This window comes from Bradyrhizobium sp. (assembly GCF_036735945.1).
In the GTDB taxonomy this organism is placed as follows: domain Bacteria; phylum Pseudomonadota; class Alphaproteobacteria; order Rhizobiales; family Xanthobacteraceae; genus Bradyrhizobium.
The window spans coordinates 15,277-33,881 of sequence record NZ_DAINNI010000049.1; the positions used below are offsets into that span (position 1 = coordinate 15,277).

17 protein-coding genes are annotated in these 18,605 nt (G+C 65.4%); 9 read left to right on the forward strand and 8 right to left on the reverse strand.

What is annotated here, in order from left to right; genetic code table 11:
• Positions 1-42: 42 nt before the first annotated feature.
• Entirely contained in the window at positions 43-978 is a 936-nt protein-coding gene (locus V7E26_RS17075; RefSeq protein WP_324418082.1) for a transporter substrate-binding domain-containing protein, read from the forward strand.
• Positions 979-1,140: 162 nt separating this feature from the next.
• On the forward strand, positions 1,141-2,781 hold the full coding sequence (locus tag V7E26_RS17080) for a lysine--tRNA ligase (RefSeq protein ID WP_324418084.1): 1,641 nt from the start codon (positions 1,141-1,143) through the stop codon (positions 2,779-2,781).
• Between the two features lie 33 nt (positions 2,782-2,814).
• On the opposite strand, the gene V7E26_RS17085 is transcribed toward V7E26_RS17080, so the two are convergent.
• Positions 2,815-3,570 carry a carbonic anhydrase gene (locus V7E26_RS17085; protein WP_324418086.1) on the reverse strand — a complete coding sequence of 252 codons (756 nt, stop codon included), beginning with the start codon at positions 3,568-3,570 and terminating at the stop codon, positions 2,815-2,817.
• A gap of 245 nt (positions 3,571-3,815) precedes the next feature.
• Between V7E26_RS17085 and V7E26_RS17090 the strand changes: the two genes are divergently transcribed.
• Positions 3,816-4,598 (forward strand): class II aldolase/adducin family protein, encoded by a 783-nt coding sequence (locus tag V7E26_RS17090; RefSeq protein ID WP_324418088.1) that lies wholly within the window; start codon positions 3,816-3,818, stop codon positions 4,596-4,598.
• Between the two features lie 4 nt (positions 4,599-4,602).
• On the opposite strand, the gene V7E26_RS17095 is transcribed toward V7E26_RS17090, so the two are convergent.
• Positions 4,603-5,103 (reverse strand): mismatch-specific DNA-glycosylase, encoded by a 501-nt coding sequence (locus tag V7E26_RS17095; RefSeq protein WP_324418090.1) that lies wholly within the window; start codon positions 5,101-5,103, stop codon positions 4,603-4,605.
• Positions 5,104-5,115: 12 nt separating this feature from the next.
• Positions 5,116-5,766, reverse strand: a complete 651-nt coding sequence (locus V7E26_RS17100) for a helix-turn-helix transcriptional regulator (RefSeq protein WP_324418092.1) — start codon at positions 5,764-5,766, stop codon at positions 5,116-5,118.
• A gap of 195 nt (positions 5,767-5,961) precedes the next feature.
• Here V7E26_RS17100 and V7E26_RS17105 point away from each other — a divergent pair, with 195 nt between their 5' ends.
• Both V7E26_RS17105 and V7E26_RS17110 read left to right on the forward strand, forming a co-directional pair.
• Positions 5,962-6,306 (forward strand): DUF952 domain-containing protein, encoded by a 345-nt coding sequence (locus V7E26_RS17105; protein ID WP_324418094.1) that lies wholly within the window; start codon positions 5,962-5,964, stop codon positions 6,304-6,306.
• Positions 6,303-7,400, forward strand: coding sequence for a quinone-dependent dihydroorotate dehydrogenase (locus tag V7E26_RS17110; RefSeq protein ID WP_324418096.1), 1,098 nt, complete (start codon positions 6,303-6,305; stop codon positions 7,398-7,400). Before V7E26_RS17105 ends, V7E26_RS17110 begins: the two co-directional genes overlap by 4 nt.
• Before the next feature lie 89 nt (positions 7,401-7,489).
• Here V7E26_RS17110 and V7E26_RS17115 read toward each other — a convergent pair whose 3' ends face one another.
• The 5 genes from V7E26_RS17115 to V7E26_RS17135 form a co-directional block, all read right to left on the reverse strand.
• A complete protein-coding gene (locus V7E26_RS17115; RefSeq protein WP_324418098.1) occupies positions 7,490-8,815 on the reverse strand; it encodes an MATE family efflux transporter in 1,326 nt (441 codons plus the stop codon).
• A gap of 2 nt (positions 8,816-8,817) precedes the next feature.
• The gene (locus tag V7E26_RS17120) at positions 8,818-9,552 is read right to left on the reverse strand and encodes an MBL fold metallo-hydrolase (protein ID WP_324418100.1); all 735 of its coding nucleotides are present in this window, start codon (positions 9,550-9,552) and stop codon (positions 8,818-8,820) included.
• Between the two features lie 25 nt (positions 9,553-9,577).
• Positions 9,578-9,880, reverse strand: a complete 303-nt coding sequence (locus tag V7E26_RS17125; RefSeq protein WP_324418102.1) for a DUF6460 domain-containing protein — start codon at positions 9,878-9,880, stop codon at positions 9,578-9,580.
• 97 nt (positions 9,881-9,977) lie between these two features.
• Positions 9,978-11,630: a cisplatin damage response ATP-dependent DNA ligase gene (locus V7E26_RS17130; protein WP_324418104.1), complete on the reverse strand. Its 1,653-nt coding sequence runs from the start codon at positions 11,628-11,630 to the stop codon at positions 9,978-9,980.
• Positions 11,627-12,664, reverse strand: a complete 1,038-nt coding sequence (locus V7E26_RS17135) for a ligase-associated DNA damage response exonuclease (protein ID WP_324418114.1) — start codon at positions 12,662-12,664, stop codon at positions 11,627-11,629. The genes V7E26_RS17130 and V7E26_RS17135 overlap by 4 nt, the downstream gene beginning before the upstream one ends.
• Before the next feature lie 131 nt (positions 12,665-12,795).
• Here V7E26_RS17135 and V7E26_RS17140 point away from each other — a divergent pair, with 131 nt between their 5' ends.
• From V7E26_RS17140 to pdeM, 4 genes are all read left to right on the forward strand, one after another.
• Positions 12,796-13,722, forward strand: a complete 927-nt coding sequence (locus tag V7E26_RS17140; protein ID WP_324418106.1) for a class I SAM-dependent DNA methyltransferase — start codon at positions 12,796-12,798, stop codon at positions 13,720-13,722.
• A gap of 107 nt (positions 13,723-13,829) precedes the next feature.
• Positions 13,830-15,059 carry an ABC transporter substrate-binding protein gene (locus tag V7E26_RS17145; protein ID WP_324418108.1) on the forward strand — a complete coding sequence of 410 codons (1,230 nt, stop codon included), beginning with the start codon at positions 13,830-13,832 and terminating at the stop codon, positions 15,057-15,059.
• A 147-nt stretch (positions 15,060-15,206) separates the two neighbouring features.
• Entirely contained in the window at positions 15,207-17,789 is a 2,583-nt protein-coding gene (locus V7E26_RS17150; protein WP_442893418.1) for a ligase-associated DNA damage response DEXH box helicase, read from the forward strand.
• 51 nt (positions 17,790-17,840) lie between these two features.
• Positions 17,841-18,512 carry a ligase-associated DNA damage response endonuclease PdeM gene (gene pdeM, locus V7E26_RS17155; RefSeq protein ID WP_324418110.1) on the forward strand — a complete coding sequence of 224 codons (672 nt, stop codon included), beginning with the start codon at positions 17,841-17,843 and terminating at the stop codon, positions 18,510-18,512.
• Positions 18,513-18,605: the final 93 nt, after the last annotated feature.

Sequence of the window (18,605 nt, forward strand, 5' to 3'; positions counted from 1 at the left end):
CGGATGGTCTATAAGGCCGTGAATTTCCCTCAGTCTGCGACGATGTCATATCTTATCGCCTCGTTAACCATTGCAGGACTGCATCGCGCCATCAGCGCCGGGCTGGCCGGATTGTCGCTCGCGTCGGCATTGGTGCTGTCCGGCGGCATCACCGCGCGGGCCCAGACACAGCCCCAGCCTCCGACCGAGCCTCGCCCGGCCGTGGAGGCCGCGCCGCAGGCGGTGCCGGGCTTCTGGGATCCACGGCGGCGTCCAGACCGTCCCGATATGTCGCGCCTGACGGTGATCCGCTTCCTGACCGAGACCGATTACCCGCCGTTCAACTTCACCGGCCCCGACGGCAATCCGGCCGGCTTCAACGTCGATCTGGCCCGCGCGCTGTGCGACGAGATCAAGATTTCCTGCACCGTCCAGATGCGGCGGTTCGAGACTCTGGTCGACGCCATCACCAGCAATCGGGGCGATGCCATCATCGCCTCCATGGCGGTGACGCCGGCGCTGCGCGCGCGGCTGGATTTCACCGATCCCTATTACCGCGCGCCGGCGCGCTTCGTGTCGCGGCGCGATGCTGTGCTGCCGGAGGTCCGCCCCGAATATCTCGAAGGCAAGAAGGTCGGCGTCATCGGCGGCACCTCGCACGAGGCCTATCTGAAGGCGATGTTCACCGACGCCGAGATCAAGTCCTACCCCAACGACGACGCGCTGCGGTTGGCGCTCCGGCGCAGCGAGGTCGACTTCATCTTCGGCGACGCGATCTCGCTGGCGTTCTGGATCAACGGCACCGACTCGGCCGAATGCTGCGCCTTCTCCGGCGGGCCCTTTGTCGAGAGCCGCTATTTCGGCGAGGGCGTTGGCATCGCCGTCCGCAAGGGCAACGATCTCTTGCGGACCTCGCTGAACTGGGCGCTGTTCCGGATCTGGGAAAAAGGCCGTTTCACCGATCTATGGCTGCGGTATTTTTCGATCAGCCCGTTCTGATGCGGTGTCATTCCGGGATGGTCCGAAGGACCAGACCCGGAATCTCGAGATTCCGGGGTCGATGCGTCGCATCGCCCCGGAATGATGGCGAACCAGCCGTCATTTTGCATTTTGTCCCGGAAGCGCTAGTTTCCGCGGCCCCCGGAGAGAGCCTTTAAAACGATGTCCGTTATCGACCTTGCCTCCAGCCCGAGCGACCTGCGTGCGCTGGCCGAACAATCCAACGCCTGGCCGTTCGAGCAGGCCAAGGCCATTGTCGCGCGGCTGAAGAAAAGCCCGAAGGACGAGGTGCTGTTCGAGACCGGTTACGGCCCGTCCGGCCTGCCGCATATCGGCACCTTCGGCGAGGTCGCGCGCACCACCATGGTGCGCCATGCCTTTCGCGTGCTGACCGAGGACAAGATCAAGACGCGTTTGCTCGCATTCTCGGACGACATGGACGGCCTGCGCAAGGTGCCGGACAATGTGCCGAACAAGGAACTGCTGGAGCAGCATCTCGGCCGGCCGCTGACGCGCGTGCCCGATCCCTTCGGCACCCATGACAGCTTTGGCGCGCACAACAATGCGCGGCTGCGCGCCTTCCTCGACACTTTCGGGTTCGACTACGAATTCGCCTCTTCGACCGACTACTATACTTCGGGCCGGTTCGACGCTGCGTTATTGCGCATGCTGGAGCGGCTCGATGCGGTCATGAAGATCATGCTGCCCTCGCTGCGCGAGGAGCGCGCCGCGAGCTATTCGCCGTTCCTGCCGATCTGCCCGCGCACCGGCATGGTGCTGTATGTGCCCGTCACCGCGCATAACGCCAAGGCGGGCACGATCTCGTACGAAGACCCCGATACGAAGGAGAACGTGACAGTCCCCGTGACCGGCGGCCATTGCAAGCTGCAGTGGAAGCCGGATTGGGCGATGCGCTGGTTCGCGCTCGGCGTCGACTATGAAATGGCCGGCAAGGACCTGATCGACTCGGTCAAGCTGTCGGGCAAGATCTGCGCGGCGCTCGGCGCCACGCCGCCCGAGGGATTCAACTACGAACTCTTCCTCGACGAGAAGGGCCAGAAGATCTCGAAATCGAAGGGCAATGGGCTGACCATCGACGAGTGGTTGCGCTACGCCTCGCCGGAATCGCTGTCGCTGTTCATGTATCGCGAGCCGAAGGCGGCGAAGCGGCTGTATTTCGACGTGATCCCGCGCAATGTCGACGACTACCAGCAATTCCTCGACGGTTTTGCGCGGCAGGATGCCAGGCAGCAGCTCGCCAATCCGGTCTGGCACATCCATTCCGGCAGGCCGCCGAAGGCTGACATGCCCGTTACGTTCCAGTTGTTGCTGACGCTGGTGTCGTCGTCGAACGCGGAAAACGCCGAGACGTTGTGGGGCTTCATCGGCCGCTATCGTCCCGGCGTGACGCCGCAGACGCATCCGAAGCTCGATGCGACGGTCGGCTACGCCATCAACTACTATCGCGACTTCGTCGCGCCGACCAAGCAGTTCCGGGAGCCGACCGACGGCGAACGCGCCGCGCTGCAGGATCTGCGCGATGCGCTGTCGCAATTGCCGGCCGGCTCGAGTGCCGAAGACATCCAGAACGTGGTCTACGAGATCGGCCGCCGCGAGCCGTTCCTGGATCAGGTGAAGAAGGGCAAGGACGGCCGGCCCGGCGTCTCGCTCGACTGGTTCAACATGCTCTATCAGGTGCTGTTGGGTCAGGAGAAGGGCCCGCGCTTCGGCTCCTTTGTCGCGGTGTACGGCGTGGCGAATGCCGTGAACATGATCGACGGCGCGCTGGCAAGGAGCGCGTAATCCCTTCCTTCTCCCATCAAGGGAGAAGGAAAATCACTCCGACTGCAGCACGTAGCGGCGGTTGTCCTTCTGCACCGGCCGCGCATTCATCGGGTAGAGCTTTGCAAAGGCCGCGACGTCGCCTGCCGCGACCGGCATCGGCGTCGTCAGCAGCAGCCATTCCACTACCTCCGAGCAGGGCGGCGTCGTCAGCGATCCCGAATAGCGGTAGTAGCTGCGCTTGTGCGGCAGCAGGCCGTTCGGGTTGATGCCGGCATCCGCCTTCACCGCCGGGCCCTCCCTGGCCGGCATGGTGGCGACGATCCTGGCGAAGGTCGCGTTCGGCTTTCCTTCCGTCAACAGCACGCCGACCACCGCCAACCCGCCACTGTCGGCGCGGTGCACGAAATGCGCCTCCATCGGAAACTTCTTGCCGCCGACGAGGTGCTCGCTCGGCCGGTGGAAGTGCACCTGCAACAGCTTGTAGGCGACATCGCCGAGCTTCAGCGTCGAGCCCTCGGCGAAATTGAGCTGGATGGTGTGGCCGTTGTTGACGATGGTGTCGGCCGTCTTGCTCCAGGCGATCTTCAGCGCCGGAAGCCTGGACTTGATGGTGGCGGTGATGTCGATCGGCGATTGCTGCGCGCCGAGCGAGCAGGCCTTGTCGGCGGCGTCGAGGTCGCCCCACCTGGCCGGGCCGTTGTCGCCCTCGTAGCTCCAGTGGACGCCTTCCGCGGCGAAGCCCGTGCCTGTACAGGCCGGGCAAACCGCGAGCGCGGCGAAAGCCTTCAAGACAGTGCGTCGATCCATGTGACCCCCGTACACTTGGAATGGAGGCCTTCAGTTACGCCGATTCCTCTGCGGGCGTAAGCGGAAATTTCGCAGGAGTTGCGGCGCAAGGCGTGGCAACCGCGCGGGCCGGAGGCCGCAAAGCGGGATGGCAGGTCCGCTGCAATTTCAGCCACGGCCGCGCCGGATTGCGCTACACTGCATCGCATAACAAGCCAAAGCCCCCGCCGAGGGGCAGGCAACATAGCGGATCAGGGAGAACGCGGATGCAGTTCAGGGTTTCGCCGAAATCGCTCAGCGAATACAGCGCCGAGGAATGGCAGGCACGGCTCGATCTCGCTGCCGCCCACCGGCTGGCCTACAACCAGGGATTTTCCGAAGGCATCTTCAACCACCTGACCTTCGTGGTGCCGGGCAAGAGCGACCGTTACTACCAGATCCCGTTCGGCACGCATTGGTCGGAGGTGACCGCATCCTGCTTCATGGAAGTCGGCATCGACGACGGCGAGGTCAAGGCCGGCGAGGGCGAGGTGGAGCGCTCCTGCTATTGCATCCACGCACCGATCCACAAGGCAGTGTCGAAGGCCAGGGCGGTGTTTCACACCCACATGCCGCATGCCAGCGCGCTGACGAGACTCGAAGATCCCCGCATCAAGGAGATCGGCCAGACCGAGGTCGGTCTGTCGGGCGCCATCGCCTATGACGACGAGTATACCGGCCCGGCGCTCGATCCCGCCGAAGGCGCGCGGCTCGCAAAAGTCATCGGCGACAAGACCGTGCTGTTCATGGCCAATCACGGCATCACCACTGTCGGCGCCAGCATCGCCGAAGCCTATGACAAGCTCTATTACGTCGAGCGCGCGGCGCAGGTGCAGATCTATGCGATGTGGACGGGACAGCGGCTGAAGCAGCTGCCGACGCCGGTGGTCGAAAAGACCCGGCGCGACTACATGGACGATCATCTCTACAAGGGCCCGACCCCGGCCGAGCGGCATTTCGCGGCGCTGAAGCGGATGCTGGACCGCAAGGAGCCGGATTACGCGACGTAGGCGGTCACCCCGCTCTCACCTCATCCGCGAACCGGTGCCAGACTTCCGGCCGCCAGCTTCCATTGGCCGCGCCTGACGTCGACGGCAGTATCCACACACGGGTATCGCCGAGCCGCTCGCGCTGCTCGCCATAGTCGCGCTTGCCGTCGAAGAATTTTTGTCCGGCCGTCTTGCTGGTAAAGGCGACGAAGCGTGGACGGAAGTTCATGATCGCGCGGCTCAGCCGGGCGCGATCCGCCGCGGTCAGTTTGGGGAGCGTCGCGCGATCCATGCCGGCGTCCGCTTTGACGAGATCGGTCAGCCCGATCCCGTGCTGCAGCAGGCGGCGATACTGACGCGGCTGCAACTGCTCCGGCGTCAGCCTTGTCTCGTGCAGGATCATCCAGAACTTGTTCTGCCGGTGCGCGTAGTAAGCCCGCTCGGCGGCGGAGGTCGTGCCCGCCGCGGTTCCGCACAGCACGATGCGAAGGGAATCTTGCAGCAGGTCGCTGAGCACGTCGGTCACGGCGCCGAAACCCTACTGACTCACCCAGACGATCCTGGCGATCCAGGCGACGTCGTCGGCTTCCAGCGTGCGGTCGGCCTGCGTCGGGCTGAGCGATTGCAGTTCCAGCGTCTTCGTGGTCCGGCGCTTCAACTCCTTGACCATCACTTCGCCACCCGAGGTCTTCAGCACCACGCGGTCGCCGCGCCGGATCGGCGTGCCCGGCGACACCACGATGATATCGCCGTCGCGATAGGTCGGCCGCATCGAATCGCCGGAGATCTCCAGCGCATAGGCGTGCTCGTCGCCGGCCGACGGCAGCGCCGCCTCGTCCCAGCCCTTGCCGGCGGGAAGGCCGTTCTCGTCGAAATGGCCGCCGCCGGCCTGCGCGAGAGCGAGCAGCGGCACCGACTGCAGGCTGCGCGTGCCGTCGCCGATCAACTGCACGAAGGTATCGATCGACGAGTTGGTCGCGGCCAGCGCCTTGGCAACCGATTCGGTGGAGGGCCAGCGCTCCCGGCCATCGGTCGTGATGCGCTTGGACTTGTTGAAGGTGGTGGGATCGAGCCCGGCGCGCCTGGCAAGGCCCGACGGCGACATGCCGGCGCGTTCCGCCAGACGGTCAAGCGCGGACCAGACCTGGCTGTGGGTCAGGATGCGTTGCGCCTTGGATAGTCGGGCCATCGGGAACCCTGAATCAGCATCTAGGAATTATTGCCTCATTCGCCGATTTCGCGCAAATTCCGTGCAGCGGATGGCGGCAGGGACGCTTGAGTTGAAGCCCAGCCGCCTTTACGGTCAGCCGCCCGACCCGCCTAAAATCCCAAGAGACTCAAGCGACAAGAGACTCGAGCGACAAGCAGGACCGATCGAACAGCCGTGCGCACGATCTACAAAATTACTCCGGCCTCGGCCTGGCGCGAGGCTGAACGGCAGGGCGTCTATCGGGGCAGCGCGGACGACCTCCGCGATGGCTATATTCATTTTTCCACGGCCTCCCAGGTCGCCGAGACGGCGCGAAAGCATTATTCCGGCCAGACCGGCCTGTTCCTGGTTGCGGTCGATGCCGACGCGCTTGGCGACGCGCTGCGCTGGGAGCCCTCGCGCAATGAGGAGCTGTTCCCGCATCTCTATGGCGAGCTCGATCTCGGCGCGGTGACCGAGATTCTCAACATGCGGACGCGGTCCGACGGCACGCACGACATTCCGGAGCTGGCGCCGTGATTCGCGCGTTCGACGCCTTTTCGCTGCCGCTGCTGCGTTGGTTCGATCCGGAGGATGCGCATCGCATGGCGATCCAGGGCCTGCGGCTGCTGCCACCGGTCAAGCCGCGCACCGATGACCTGAAGCTGGCGGTGCGCGCCTTCGGCCTGAACTTTCCCAACCCGATCGGCATGGCCGCCGGCTTCGACAAGAGCGCGGAGGTGCCCGATGCGCTGCTGCGGCTGGGCTTCGGCTTCGTCGAGATTGGCACGGTGACGCCGAAGCCGCAGGGCGGCAATCCGCGGCCGCGGCTGTTTCGCCTCGAGCGGGACGAGGCCGTGATTAATCGCATGGGCTTCAACAATGACGGCGCGGAAACAGCGCTGCGCCGCCTCGCCGCGCGCGCACACCATGGCGGCATCGTCGGGGTCAATGTCGGGGCCAACAAGGATTCCTCCGATCGCGTTGCCGATTACGTCAAGCTGATCGAGACCTTCGCGCCGGTCGCGAGCTATTTCACCGTCAACGTCTCCTCGCCGAACACGCCCGGCCTGCGCAACCTGCAGCAATCGGCCGCGCTCGATGATCTCCTCGCCAAGGTGATCGATGCGCGCGAGCGGGTGCGCCGGAACGCCGGCGATTCGCCGGTGCTGCTCAAGATCGCGCCTGACCTGAGCTTGACCGAGCTCGACGACGTCGTGCACATCGCGCGATCGCGCGGCGTCGACGGCATGATCGTTGCCAACACCACGCTGGCGCGGCCCTCGATCTTGCGCGAGCAGGCGCGCGCGAAAGAGGCGGGCGGATTGTCGGGGCGGCCGCTGTTCCGCCTGTCGACGCGCATGGTGGCGGAGACCTATGTCCGCGTCGAAGGTGCGTTTCCGCTGATCGGCGTCGGCGGCATCGATTCCGGCGGCGCGGCGCTGACCAAGATTCGCGCCGGCGCCAGCCTGATCCAGCTTTATTCGTCGCTGGTCTACAAGGGCCTCGGCCTGGTCGACCACATCAAGAACGACCTTGCGTCGACGCTGTTGCGCACCGGGCGCGACTCGCTGGCGGAGATCGTTGGCGCCGATGCTGCGACGATTACGGCAGAGGATTGGCCGGTGCAGTAAGGGAGCCGTAGCCCGGATGGAGCGAAGCGCAATCCGGGAATTCTAACGCCTTGCACAAAGGCCCCGGATTTCGCGCCGCTCCATCCGGGCTACGAACCGAACGACTTCCGCAATAGCACCGGGTATCTGAGCGCCTCCAGCCCGCCGCGGGCGGCGTAGTGCACCAGCAGTGCGCCCCATAGTCCGGCATTGCCGAACGAGCGCAGCGCGAACCATGCGGTGAGGAAGATCAAGAGCGAGGCCACCATCAGGTTGCGCATGTCGCGCGCCCAGGTGGCGCCGATATAGATGCCGTCAAAGGCAAAGGCGAACACGCCCAGTAGCGGCGCGAAGATCACGAACGGCAGATAGTCGCGTGCGATCCGGCGCACATCGACGTTCGCCGTCATGACGTCGATCATCGCGGGCCCGAACAGCAGGAAACAGGCGGCCACCGCGAGCGCGAAGCCGAACCCCCACATCACGACGAGCTTCACGGCTCCTGCGAAAGCGTGTTTGTCGCGTGCGCCATAGGCGCGGCCGCAGAGCTGCTCGGCGGCGTTGGCGAGGCCGTCGAGGAAAAAGGCGCTGAACAGCAGAAAATTGTTGAGCACCGCATTGGCGGCAAGCGTCATGTCACCGGCACGTGCGCTCTGTGCCGTGAAGAACAGGAACGCCGCGATCAGCGACGCCGTGCGGATCATGATGTCGCGATTGACCGCGATCATGCGCATCAGCTTGGCGCGGTCGAACAGCAAGGCGCGGGAAGCCGCGAATTGTCCTTTCGAAAGGTGGCGCGCGATCAGAAGGCCGAGCGTGAGACCGGCGGTCTCCGCGATCAGGGCGGCGATTGCGGCGCCGGCGATGCCGAAGTCGAACACCAGCACCAGCAGCACGGTCGCCGCCATGTTGATGAGGTTGATGGTGATCTGCGTTCCCAGCGCCAGCTTGGCGCGCGCCTGCCCGATCAGCCAGCCCAGAATCACATAATTGCCAAGTGCGAGCGGCGCCGACCAGATCCGGATCACGAAATAGGTTCTTGCCGCGCCGGTGACGCCCTCGCTGCCACCCATGGCGTTGAGCAGGACCGTGGACAGCGGGCCCTGCAGGGCGATCAGGGCCGCGCCAACCAGCGCTGCGACGATCAGCCCGCGCAACAGGATCGCGCGCAGCTCGCTGGTTTCGCCGGCGCCGAGCGACTGCGCCGTGAAGGCCACCGTGCTCATGCGCAGGAAGCCGAACAGCCAGAACATGCAGTCGAACAGCACCGACGCCATCGCCACGCCGCCGAGCAGGGTGGCATCGCCGAGCCGGCCGATTGCCGTGGTCGAGACGATGCCGATCAGCGGCGTGGTCAGGTTTGCCACCATCGCGGGACCGGCGATGGCAAACACCTGGGCCGTCGTGACCTTCGAAGCGGATCTCGGCGAACGCATGCCTAGAGGTCGACGACCATGCCGTCATGGGCGGTCGTGTAAGGCAGTTCGCCCACGCGCCCGAGCATGTCGTCGCTCATATGCGTCAGCACCAGCCGCCTGGCGTTTATCTCTGGCAGATGCGCTTCCAGCGTCTTCAGGCTGAGATGGTTCTTGACGATCCTGTCGTAGTAATACGCTTCCGCGATGAAGAGGTCGGCGCCACGCGCCGCGGGGATCAGCGTATCGGTCCATTCGGTGTCGGCGCTGTAGGCGATGACGCGGCCCTCGGCCTCGATCCGGTAGGCGAGAAACGGTCCGCCGGATTCGCCGTGGATCACCGGATAGGACGTGACCTTGACGGCGCCGAACGTCCGGCTCTGCCCGGGCTCGAGCGCGATGACGGAAAGATTGAAGCGCTGCGGCGTCTTGGAGGAATGCTCGAACAGCGCTTCCCTCAACGCTGCGAGTTTCGTTTCGATGCCTTGTGGCCCGGCAATCACCAGCGGGCGGGAGCGGCGGGTGAATTGCGCATCGAGCAGCAGGAACGGCAGGCCGGCGAAATGATCGCCATGGAAGTGCGTGATCAGGATCAGGTCGATCGCGTCGCGCGCGACGCCGAGACGTTTCAGCGCCGGCAGCGACGACGCGCCGCAATCGATCAGGAAATTGACGGATGCGCCCGTGACGTGGAAGCAGGTGTTGAACCTGCCGCCGGAACCGAGCGCATCGCCGCAGCCGACAAATCGCAGTTGCATCGGCCGCGGCCTTTCGCTGACGGACTTATCGCCCGCGCGGGGCGCCGAGCAGCCGCGACAGCAGCCAGATCGGGACCACGATCACGGCGCCGAGCAGGAAGTAGCGCCACAGCCAGTTGACGGCGTCGAAGCCGAGATCCCAGAGCCGCTGGAACAGCATGCGGATGCTGTACAGGATGTTCCAGGGATCAAAGCCGATGGCGGCGAGCACCACGCCGACCAGGATCGACAGCAGGATCAGCCGGAACGCCACCGCCAGCGGCGAGCCGCCGAGAAAGCGGTACAGGCCGTCATTGCTGGCCGGCAGGTCTCTGACGTCGTTGGGCATCGGTCTCTCCTCGCGAGTCGTGCCCATTATACGGCACGGCGGGGCACATGGGGAACCCACCCCTATCAGTCAATGGCCGCCATGCATCGGGGGAATGTTAATTTGCCGTCACGTTCTTCAGCATCCGCTCCAGCGTCTCCAGCCGGTCGGCCTCGCGCGGCGGCTTGTCCCAGCGCAGCCGGCTGATGCGCGGAAACCGCATCGCGACGCCGGATTTGTGACGCGACGAGCGCTGCAGCCCCTCGAAGGCGACTTCCAGCACCAGGCCCTGGTCCGGCTCGTGCACGACATGCCTGACGGGGCCGAATCTCTCCGTCGTGTTGCGGCGGACGAAACGGTCGATCTGCAGCAGCTCCTCGTCGGTGAAGCCGAAATAGGCTTTTCCGACCGGCACCAGCTGCTCGCCACCATCGCCATGGGTCCAGACGCCGAAGGTGTAATCGGAATAATAGGACGAGCGCTTGCCGTGGCCGCGCTGCGCGTACATCAGGACGGCATCGATGATGTGCGGATCGCGCTTCCATTTCCACCACGGGCCCTTCGGGCGGCCCGGCAGATACGCTGCGTCGCGGCGCTTGAGCATCACGCCCTCGACCGCGCCAGCATCCTCGCCTGCGCCGGCGCTGGCGGGATCGGCGCGGGCCGCCATCAGCGCGTCCCAGCTGTCGAAGGCGATCGTCGGCGACAGGTCGATCCTGGCATCGCCGAGCTTGCGGACGAAGGCTTCGAGATGCGCCCGCCGCTCGGCGAACGGCAATTCGCGCAGATCGTTCTCGTCGTCACCGAGCAAATCATAGGCGCGCAGATGAATCGGAAATTCCTTGATCAGTTTCGGCGAAACAACCTTGCGGTTCAGTCGCTGCTGCAGCACGTTGAAGCTCTGCACGCGGCCCTCGCGCAGCACCAACAATTCACCGTCGATGGCGCCGGGCAGGTGCAGCGACGGTACGAGATCGGGGAAGCTGTTGGTGATGTCCTCGCCGGTGCGCGAATAGAGCCGCGCCCGCATGTGGCCGTGCTCGTCGCGGCCGGAGACCGCCTGCACGCGGATGCCGTCCCATTTCCATTCCGCAATGAAATCGGTCGGATCGAGATTGGCGAAATCCGTATCCTCGATCGCGTGCGCCAGCATGACAGGCCGAAACGGCGTGGGGTCGCGATTGACCGGCTTGTCGCCGCGCCCTTCCAGCCAGGCGAACAGATCGAGATAGGGCGGGGCGAGCCCGGGCCAGATCAGCTCGATGTCGTGCGGGTCCTTGTCGCCCAGCGCCGCGGCCGCCGTTTTCGCCAGCCGCGCCGAAATCCCGATCCGCATCGCGCCGGTCACGAGTTTCAGGAGCGCCCAGCGGCCGGTCTCGTCGAGTTCGTCGAGCCAGCGCGCAAGCTGCTTTGGCAATTCGGTCTTGCCGAGGGTGCGAAGCGTGGTGACGACTTCGGAAAGGGTCGGCGGCGGTGGGTTGTTGTGGCCTGCCAATTCCGCCTTCGGCCACATCAGCGCGACGGTCTCCGAGAGATCGCCGACGTAATCATACGACAGCCCGAACAGAACGGGATCGGTGCGGTCGGCAATCAGGTCGCGGATCAGTCCCGGCTTGGCGTGCTTGAACGACAGCGCGCCGGTCAGCGCCGCCAGCGCGTAGCCGCGGTCGGGATCGGGCGTGTCGCGAAAATAGGCCGTGAGCAGCCGCAGCTTGTTGTTGCGGCCGGGCTCGTAGGCGAGACGGTCGAGCAGTTCGGCGAAGCGGTTCATGCATCCGCCTCGTCGGTCGCCACGACCTCGCTCTCCTCCTCGTCGCCATAGCCGACGAGGTCGAGCGGCTGCGCGGCGAGCCCGCGCGACTTGCACCAGTGCACCAGCGCGTCTTCCTGGCCATGGGTGACCCAGACCTCGCCGGCGCCGGTGGCTTCGATGGTCGCGGTCAGCCCGTCCCAGTCGGCATGATCGGAAATCACCAGCGGCAGTTCGACGCCGCGCTGGCGGGCGCGTGCCCGCACCCGCATCCAGCCCGAGGCAAACGCGGTGACCGGATCGGGAAAACGCCGCGTCCAGATATCAGAGGTGGCCGACGGCGGCGCCAATGTGATGGTGCCGGCGAGTTCAGCCTTCTTCATGTCCTTGACCGGCCGCAGCTCCCCAAGCGCGATGCCTCGGCTTTCATAATAGTAGGTGATCTCTTCCATCGCGCCATGCAGATAGATCGGCGCGTCGTAGCCTTGCTCCCGCAGCAGCGCGATCACGCGCTGCGCCTTGCCGAGCGAATAGGCGCCGACCAGATGCGCGCGCTCCGGAAACAGCGCGACCGACGCCAGCAGCTTCCTCACCTCCTCGGACGCGTCGCCATGACGAAACACCGGCAGGCCAAACGTCGCCTCGGTGATGAAGACGTCGCAGGGCACGACCTCGAACGGCGTGCAGGTGGGATCGCTCGCGTCCTTGTAGTCGCCGGAGGCGACGATGCAGGTGTCCTTGCAACTCACCGCGATCTGCGCCGAGCCCAGGACGTGGCCCGCGGGATGGAATTTGATCCTGACGTCGCCGAGCGTGAGCCCCTCGCCATAGCTGATAGCCTGCGTCGTCCGGGCAAAATCGTCGCCGTAGCGCAGCCGCATCATGTCGAGCGTTTCCTGCGTGGCCAGCACCGCGCCATGGCCGGGCCGCGCGTGGTCGGAATGGCCATGCGTAATCACGGCGCGCTCCACCGGGCGGACCGGGTCGATATGGAAGCCGCCCGGCTTGCAGCACAGGCCGGCGGGAAGGGGGATCAGGATATCCTGCGGACGCATCGGGGTAATATAGGAGGTGTTGCGCCGAATTTTACCCGTCATGCGCGGGCTTGACCCGCGCATCCATCTTCCGGGAAAATCTTTCCCGATGAATTGCCGGGCCAAGTCCGGCAATGACAAATACGGAACCCATGCCCGCCCGCCTCTTCCTCTCCTCCGGCGATCTGATGGCCGACCGCCGCTTCGAATTCGCGCGTGACCTGCAGCTGAAGGGCGATCTGCCCGCCGCCGCCGACCTGCTGGCGCAGGCGATCGAGCTGGCGCCTGATTTCGCATCCGCCTGGTTCACGCTCGGCGGCATCCGCGAAGAACTCGGCGAGCACGAGGCGGCCGTCGCCGCGTTCCAGAAGGCGCAGGCCTGCGATACCGGCGATCGGCACGGCGCCGGGCTACGCTTGATGCGGCTCGGCGCCGCGCCGCTTAGCGGGATGTCGCAGGCCTATGTGCAGACCCTGTTCGATCAATATGCGCCGCGCTTCGAATCTTCGCTGGTCGGCGATCTCGATTATCGCGGCCCGGAGCTGCTGTTCCGCGCGGTGCTGTCGGTGCGATCGGCCGAACGCAAGCCCGCCTTCTTCAAGCGCGCGATCGATCTCGGCTGCGGCACCGGTCTGGCGGCAACCGCCTTCGCTCGCGGGGTCGACCACTTCACCGGTGTCGACCTGTCGCCACGCATGATCGAACGGGCGCGGGCGACTGGTCTCTACGCCGAGCTCGAAGTCGCCGACATGCTGCAGGGGCTGCGTACGCAAGCCGACGCCAGCGCCAATCTCATCCTTGCCGCTGACGCCATGGTGTATGTTGCCGACATCCTGCCCGTGCTGAAGGAAGCCGCCCGTGTGCTGGTCTCCGGCGGATTGATCGCCTTCACCACCGAAACCCATGACGGCGACGGCGTCATCCTTGGCGACGGGCTGCGCTACGCCCACGCGGCATCCCATGTGCTTTCAGCGGTCGAAGCCGCCGGGCTCAAGCTCTCCCTGCTGGAAGACCGCTCCGCCCGCAACGAGGACAACACGCCGGTTCCCGGGCTGGTCGCCGTCGCCGCCAAAACTTGAGTCTAGACGCTACGCACGCCGCGAATAGCGGCATTGCATGCGACATGTCAGCTATTGCCACTGACGCCGGAATGCCGGATCAAGGCTGCCACAAGGGAGAAACAACAATGAAGAACAAACAGACCCGGCGCGAATTCGGCGCCACGGCGCTTGGCACCATCCTCGCATCCGCCATGCCCGCGCCCTTCGTCTGGGCGGCGGAGAAGAAATACGATCCGGGCGCCAGCGACACCGAAATCAAGATCGGGCAGACCGTGCCGCATTCCGGTCCCGGCTCGCTCTATGGTGTGCTGGGGCGCGTCGGCGAGGCCTATTTCCAGATGCTGAACGAGAAGGGCGGCATCAACGGCCGCAAGGTGAAATTCTTCTCCATGGACGACGCCTACAGCGCGCCGAAGTGCGTCGAGGCGACGCGGCGGCTGGTCGAGCAGGAGGAAGTGCTGGCGCTATACGGCTCGCTCGGTACCGCGCCGCAGACCGCCGTGCACAAATATCTCAATTCGAAGGGCGTGCCGCAGCTCCTGCTCAATACCGGCGCGTCGAAATGGAACGACCCGAAGAACTTCAAATGGACGATGGCGGGCCTGCCGCTCTATCCGACCGAGGCGCGCATTCTCGCCCGGCATGTCGTGGGCGTGAGGCCGGACGCCAAGGTCGGCATCCTCTACCAGAACGACGATTTCGGACGCGACTTCCTTGGTCCCTTCAAGAAGGTGCTGGCCGATGCCGGCGGCACCGCCAAGGTGATCATGGAGCAGACCTATGATCTCACCGAGCCGACGATCGATTCGCAGATCATCAACCTGTCGAAGTCGGGCGCGGATGTTTTCTACAACATCACCACCGGCAAGGCGACGTCGCAATCGATCCGCAAGGTCGCCGAGCTCGGCTGGAAACCACTGCATCTGTTGTCGGCGGGATCAACGGGCCGCTCGATTCTCAACGCCGCCGGCTTGGAGAATGCCAACGGCATCGTCGCGATCAGATACGCGAAGGAAGTCGGCGTTCCCCGCTTCGAAAAGGACCCCGACGTGCTGGCGTTCGAGGAATTGCGCAAGAAGTACCTGCCGACCATCGACCCCGATAATACCATCGCCTTCGCCGGCTACGGCCAGGTGGCATCGATGGCCGAGATCCTGCGCCGTTGCGGCGACGACCTCACCCGCGCCAACGTGCTGAAGCACGCAACGACGCTGGCCGGCTTCCACTCGCCCTATTTCCTCGACGGCATCAATTACAGCTACACGCCCGAGGACTACACGCCGATGAAGACGCTCTACATCTCGATCTTCAACGGCAAGGACTGGGATATCTCGGACAAGCCCGTGACGGAGTAGGCTCTCCTCCCTCTCCCCGCTCTTCGCGGGGAGAGGGCAGGGGTGAGGGGCTCTCTCGGCGCAAACGGTCGCGGGAAACCCACTGCCACCTGCCGCCATTCCCGGCCAACCCTCGACGAAACCAACTGGACCGCCTACCTCTTGGGCGTGTCGACGCTCGATCTCTTTTCCGTCACGCCGTCGGAAACGGCCGACCTGCTGCCGCGCCGGTTTCGCGGCTGGTTCGCCGCGCGTGGCTGGTCGCCGCGTGAGCATCAGCTCGCGCTGCTGGCGAAGGCTCGCGAAGACCGCTCCGCGTTGCTGATCGCGCCGACCGGCGCCGGCAAGACACTGGCAGGGTTCCTGCCGACGCTGGTGGAACTCTCTCATCCCGCTGCCGCCCAACAGGACGAAGGCACGAAGAATCTCGTCTCCACCGGCCGTAGCGTGAAGCGCAGCGGCGGCCTTCACACGCTCTACATCTCGCCGCTGAAGGCGCTCGCGGTCGACATCGCCCGCAATCTGGAGGCGCCGATCACCGAGATGGAGCTGCCGATCAAGGTCGAGACCCGCACCGGCGACACGCCGGTGTCGCGGCGGCAGCGGCAGCGGCGCTATCCGCCGGACATTCTGCTCACCACGCCGGAGCAACTGGCGCTGCTGCTGTCGTCGGACGACGCGCCGTTCCTGTTCTCCTCGCTGAAGCGCATCGTGCTCGACGAGCTTCATGCGCTGGTCACCTCCAAGCGCGGCGACCTGTTGTCGCTCGGCCTGGCGCGGCTATGGCGGCTGGCGCCGCAGATGCGTGCGATCGGGCTTTCGGCGACGGTGGCCGAGCCGGAATCGCTGGCGCGGTTTCTGGTGCCGCAGCGCGAGGGCGCGGCTGATGCCGCCGACATTGTCGTCGCCGGCGGCGCGGCGAGGCCCGTGGTCGAGATGCTCGATACCAGGGAACGGTTGCCCTGGGCCGGCCACACCGCGCGCCATGCGCTCGGCGAGATGTATGAGCTGATCAAGCGCAACAAGACCACGCTGATCTTCGTCAACACCCGCAGCCAGGCCGAAATGCTGTTCCAGGATTTCTGGCGCATGAATGACGATGGCCTCGCGATCGCGCTGCATCACGGCTCGCTCGATGTCGCGCAGCGCCGCAAGGTCGAGGACGCCATGGCGGCGGGCAGGCTGCGCGGCGTGGTCTGCACCTCCTCGCTCGACCTCGGCATCGACTGGGGCGACATCGATCTCGTCATCAATGTCGGCGCGCCCAAGGGGGCGTCGCGGCTGATGCAGCGGATCGGCCGCGCCAACCATCGCCTCGATGAGCCGTCGCGCGCGGTCCTGATCCCGGCCAATCGTTTCGAGGTGCTGGAATGCAGCGTCGCCATCGACGCGATCGCGGAGAATGCGCAGGATACGCCGCCGCTGCGCACCGGCGCGTTCGACGTGCTGGCGCAGCACGTGCTCGGCTGCGCCTGTGGCGAGCCGTTCCTGTCAGGCGAACTCCATGCGGAAGTCCTGACAGCGGCGCCCTATGCGTCGCTGACGCGAACCGACTTCGACGATATCGTCGATTTCGTCGCGACCGGGGGCTACGCGCTGAAGACCTATGAGCGATTCGCGCGGATCAAGCAGGACAAGCAGGGGCGCTGGCGCGTCGCCAATCCAAAGGTGAGGCAGAGCTACCGGCTCAATGTCGGCACCATCGTCGAGGAGGCCATGCTCAAGGTGAGGCTGGTGCGCTCGCGCGGCGGCGGCGCCGGATCCACCGGCATGATCGGCCGCGGCGGCCGGATGCTGGGCGAGATCGAGGAGTATTTCATCGAGGGGCTGGTCGCGGGCGACACCTTCGTGTTCGGCGGCGAGATCGTCCGCTACGAGGCGTTGGTCGAGGACCAGGTCTACGTCTCGCGCGCCAATGATAGAGATGCCAAGGTGCCGTCCTACATGGGCGGCAAGTTTCCGCTGTCCACTTATCTGGCCGAGCGCGTGCGCAAGCTGCTGGATGACCGGCGGCAATGGAATGCACTGCCGGAGCAGGTGCGCGACTGGCTGTCGCTGCAACGGCATTTTTCCCGTGTGCCTGCGGTGCGCGAGCTGCTGATCGAGACCTTTCCGCGCGGCGGCAAGCACTACATGGTGTGCTATCCGTTCGAGGGCCGGCTCGCGCACCAGACGCTCGGCATGCTGTTGACGCGCCGCCTGGAGCGTGCCCGCGCCCGGCCGCTCGGCTTCGTCGCCAATGAATATGCGCTCGCAATCTGGGGCGTTGGCGACATCTCGCATCTGGTTCGTCATGGCAAGCTCGATTTCGAGGCGTTGTTCGCGCCCGACATGCTTGGCGACGATTTGGAGGCGTGGCTCGCCGAATCGGCGCTGATGAAGCGCACATTCCGCAACTGCGCGCTGATCTCCGGCCTGATCCCGCGCCGCTTCACCGGCGAGGAAAAGAGCCGCCGCCAGGTATTGTTCTCGACCGACCTCGTCTATGACGTGTTGCGCAAGCACCAGGCCGATCACGTGCTGCTGCGCGCCGCGCGTGCCGACGCTGCCGCGGGCCTGCTCGATCTCAGGCGGCTCGGTGATATGCTGTCGCGCATACAGGGGCGAATCGCCCACCGGGAACTCGAACATGTTTCGCCGCTCGCCGTCCCCGTGATGCTGGAAATCGGCCGCGAGTCAGTTTATGGCGAAGCATCGGACGAGTTGCTGGCGGAAGCCGCCGAGGAGCTTGTCAAAGAGGCGATGGGATAGGCGGGAAGGCAAGTGAATTTGGGGGCGCAAACTTCGGAAGGTGATCAGGAGATGCGCGCCTCGAAGGTCACGATATCTGATGTGACCTTTGTCGCCGACATCTCGGGCGCGCTGTTCTGGCAGGAGCAGCGCCTGCTGGTCGTTTCCGATCTGCATCTGGAAAAGGGATCGAGCTACGCCCGGCGCGGCGTGCTGCTGCCGCCTTATGACACGGTGGCGACGCTGAGGCGGCTTGCCGCCGTGATCGCGCGGCACGATCCGCGGATGGTGATTGCGCTCGGCGACAGCTTTCATGATCGCGACGCGCATGAGCGGCTTTCGACGGCGGACCGCGACGCGCTGCAGGCGATGCAGGCGCGGCGCGACTGGATCTGGATCTCAGGCAATCACGATCCGGCGCTGCCGGCCGACCTCGGCGGCACGGTGGCCAACGAGGTCGCGATCGGGCCGATCGTCTTCCGTCATGAGCCGACCGGCACGGCCGGCGAAATCGCCGGGCACCTGCATCCGAAGGCCCGGGTGCCGACAAGGGGCCGCTCGATTGAGCGCCGATGCTTCGTCTCCGACGGCGAGCGCGCCGTGATGCCGGCGTTCGGCGCCTATACCGGGGGCTTGAGCATCAGCGACCCGGCGTTTGCGAAAATTTTCGGTGTGCCGGATTTCATGGCGCATGTGCTCGGCGACAGCCGCCTGCACAGCATCATTGCGTCGCGGTGTTATTGAAGCGGGCGTCGGTGCGTTCGGTTTGCTGCCACACACGATGACCTCATCCTGAGAGGGGGAGAATGTTTCGCTCTCGCCCGGAGAATTTTACAT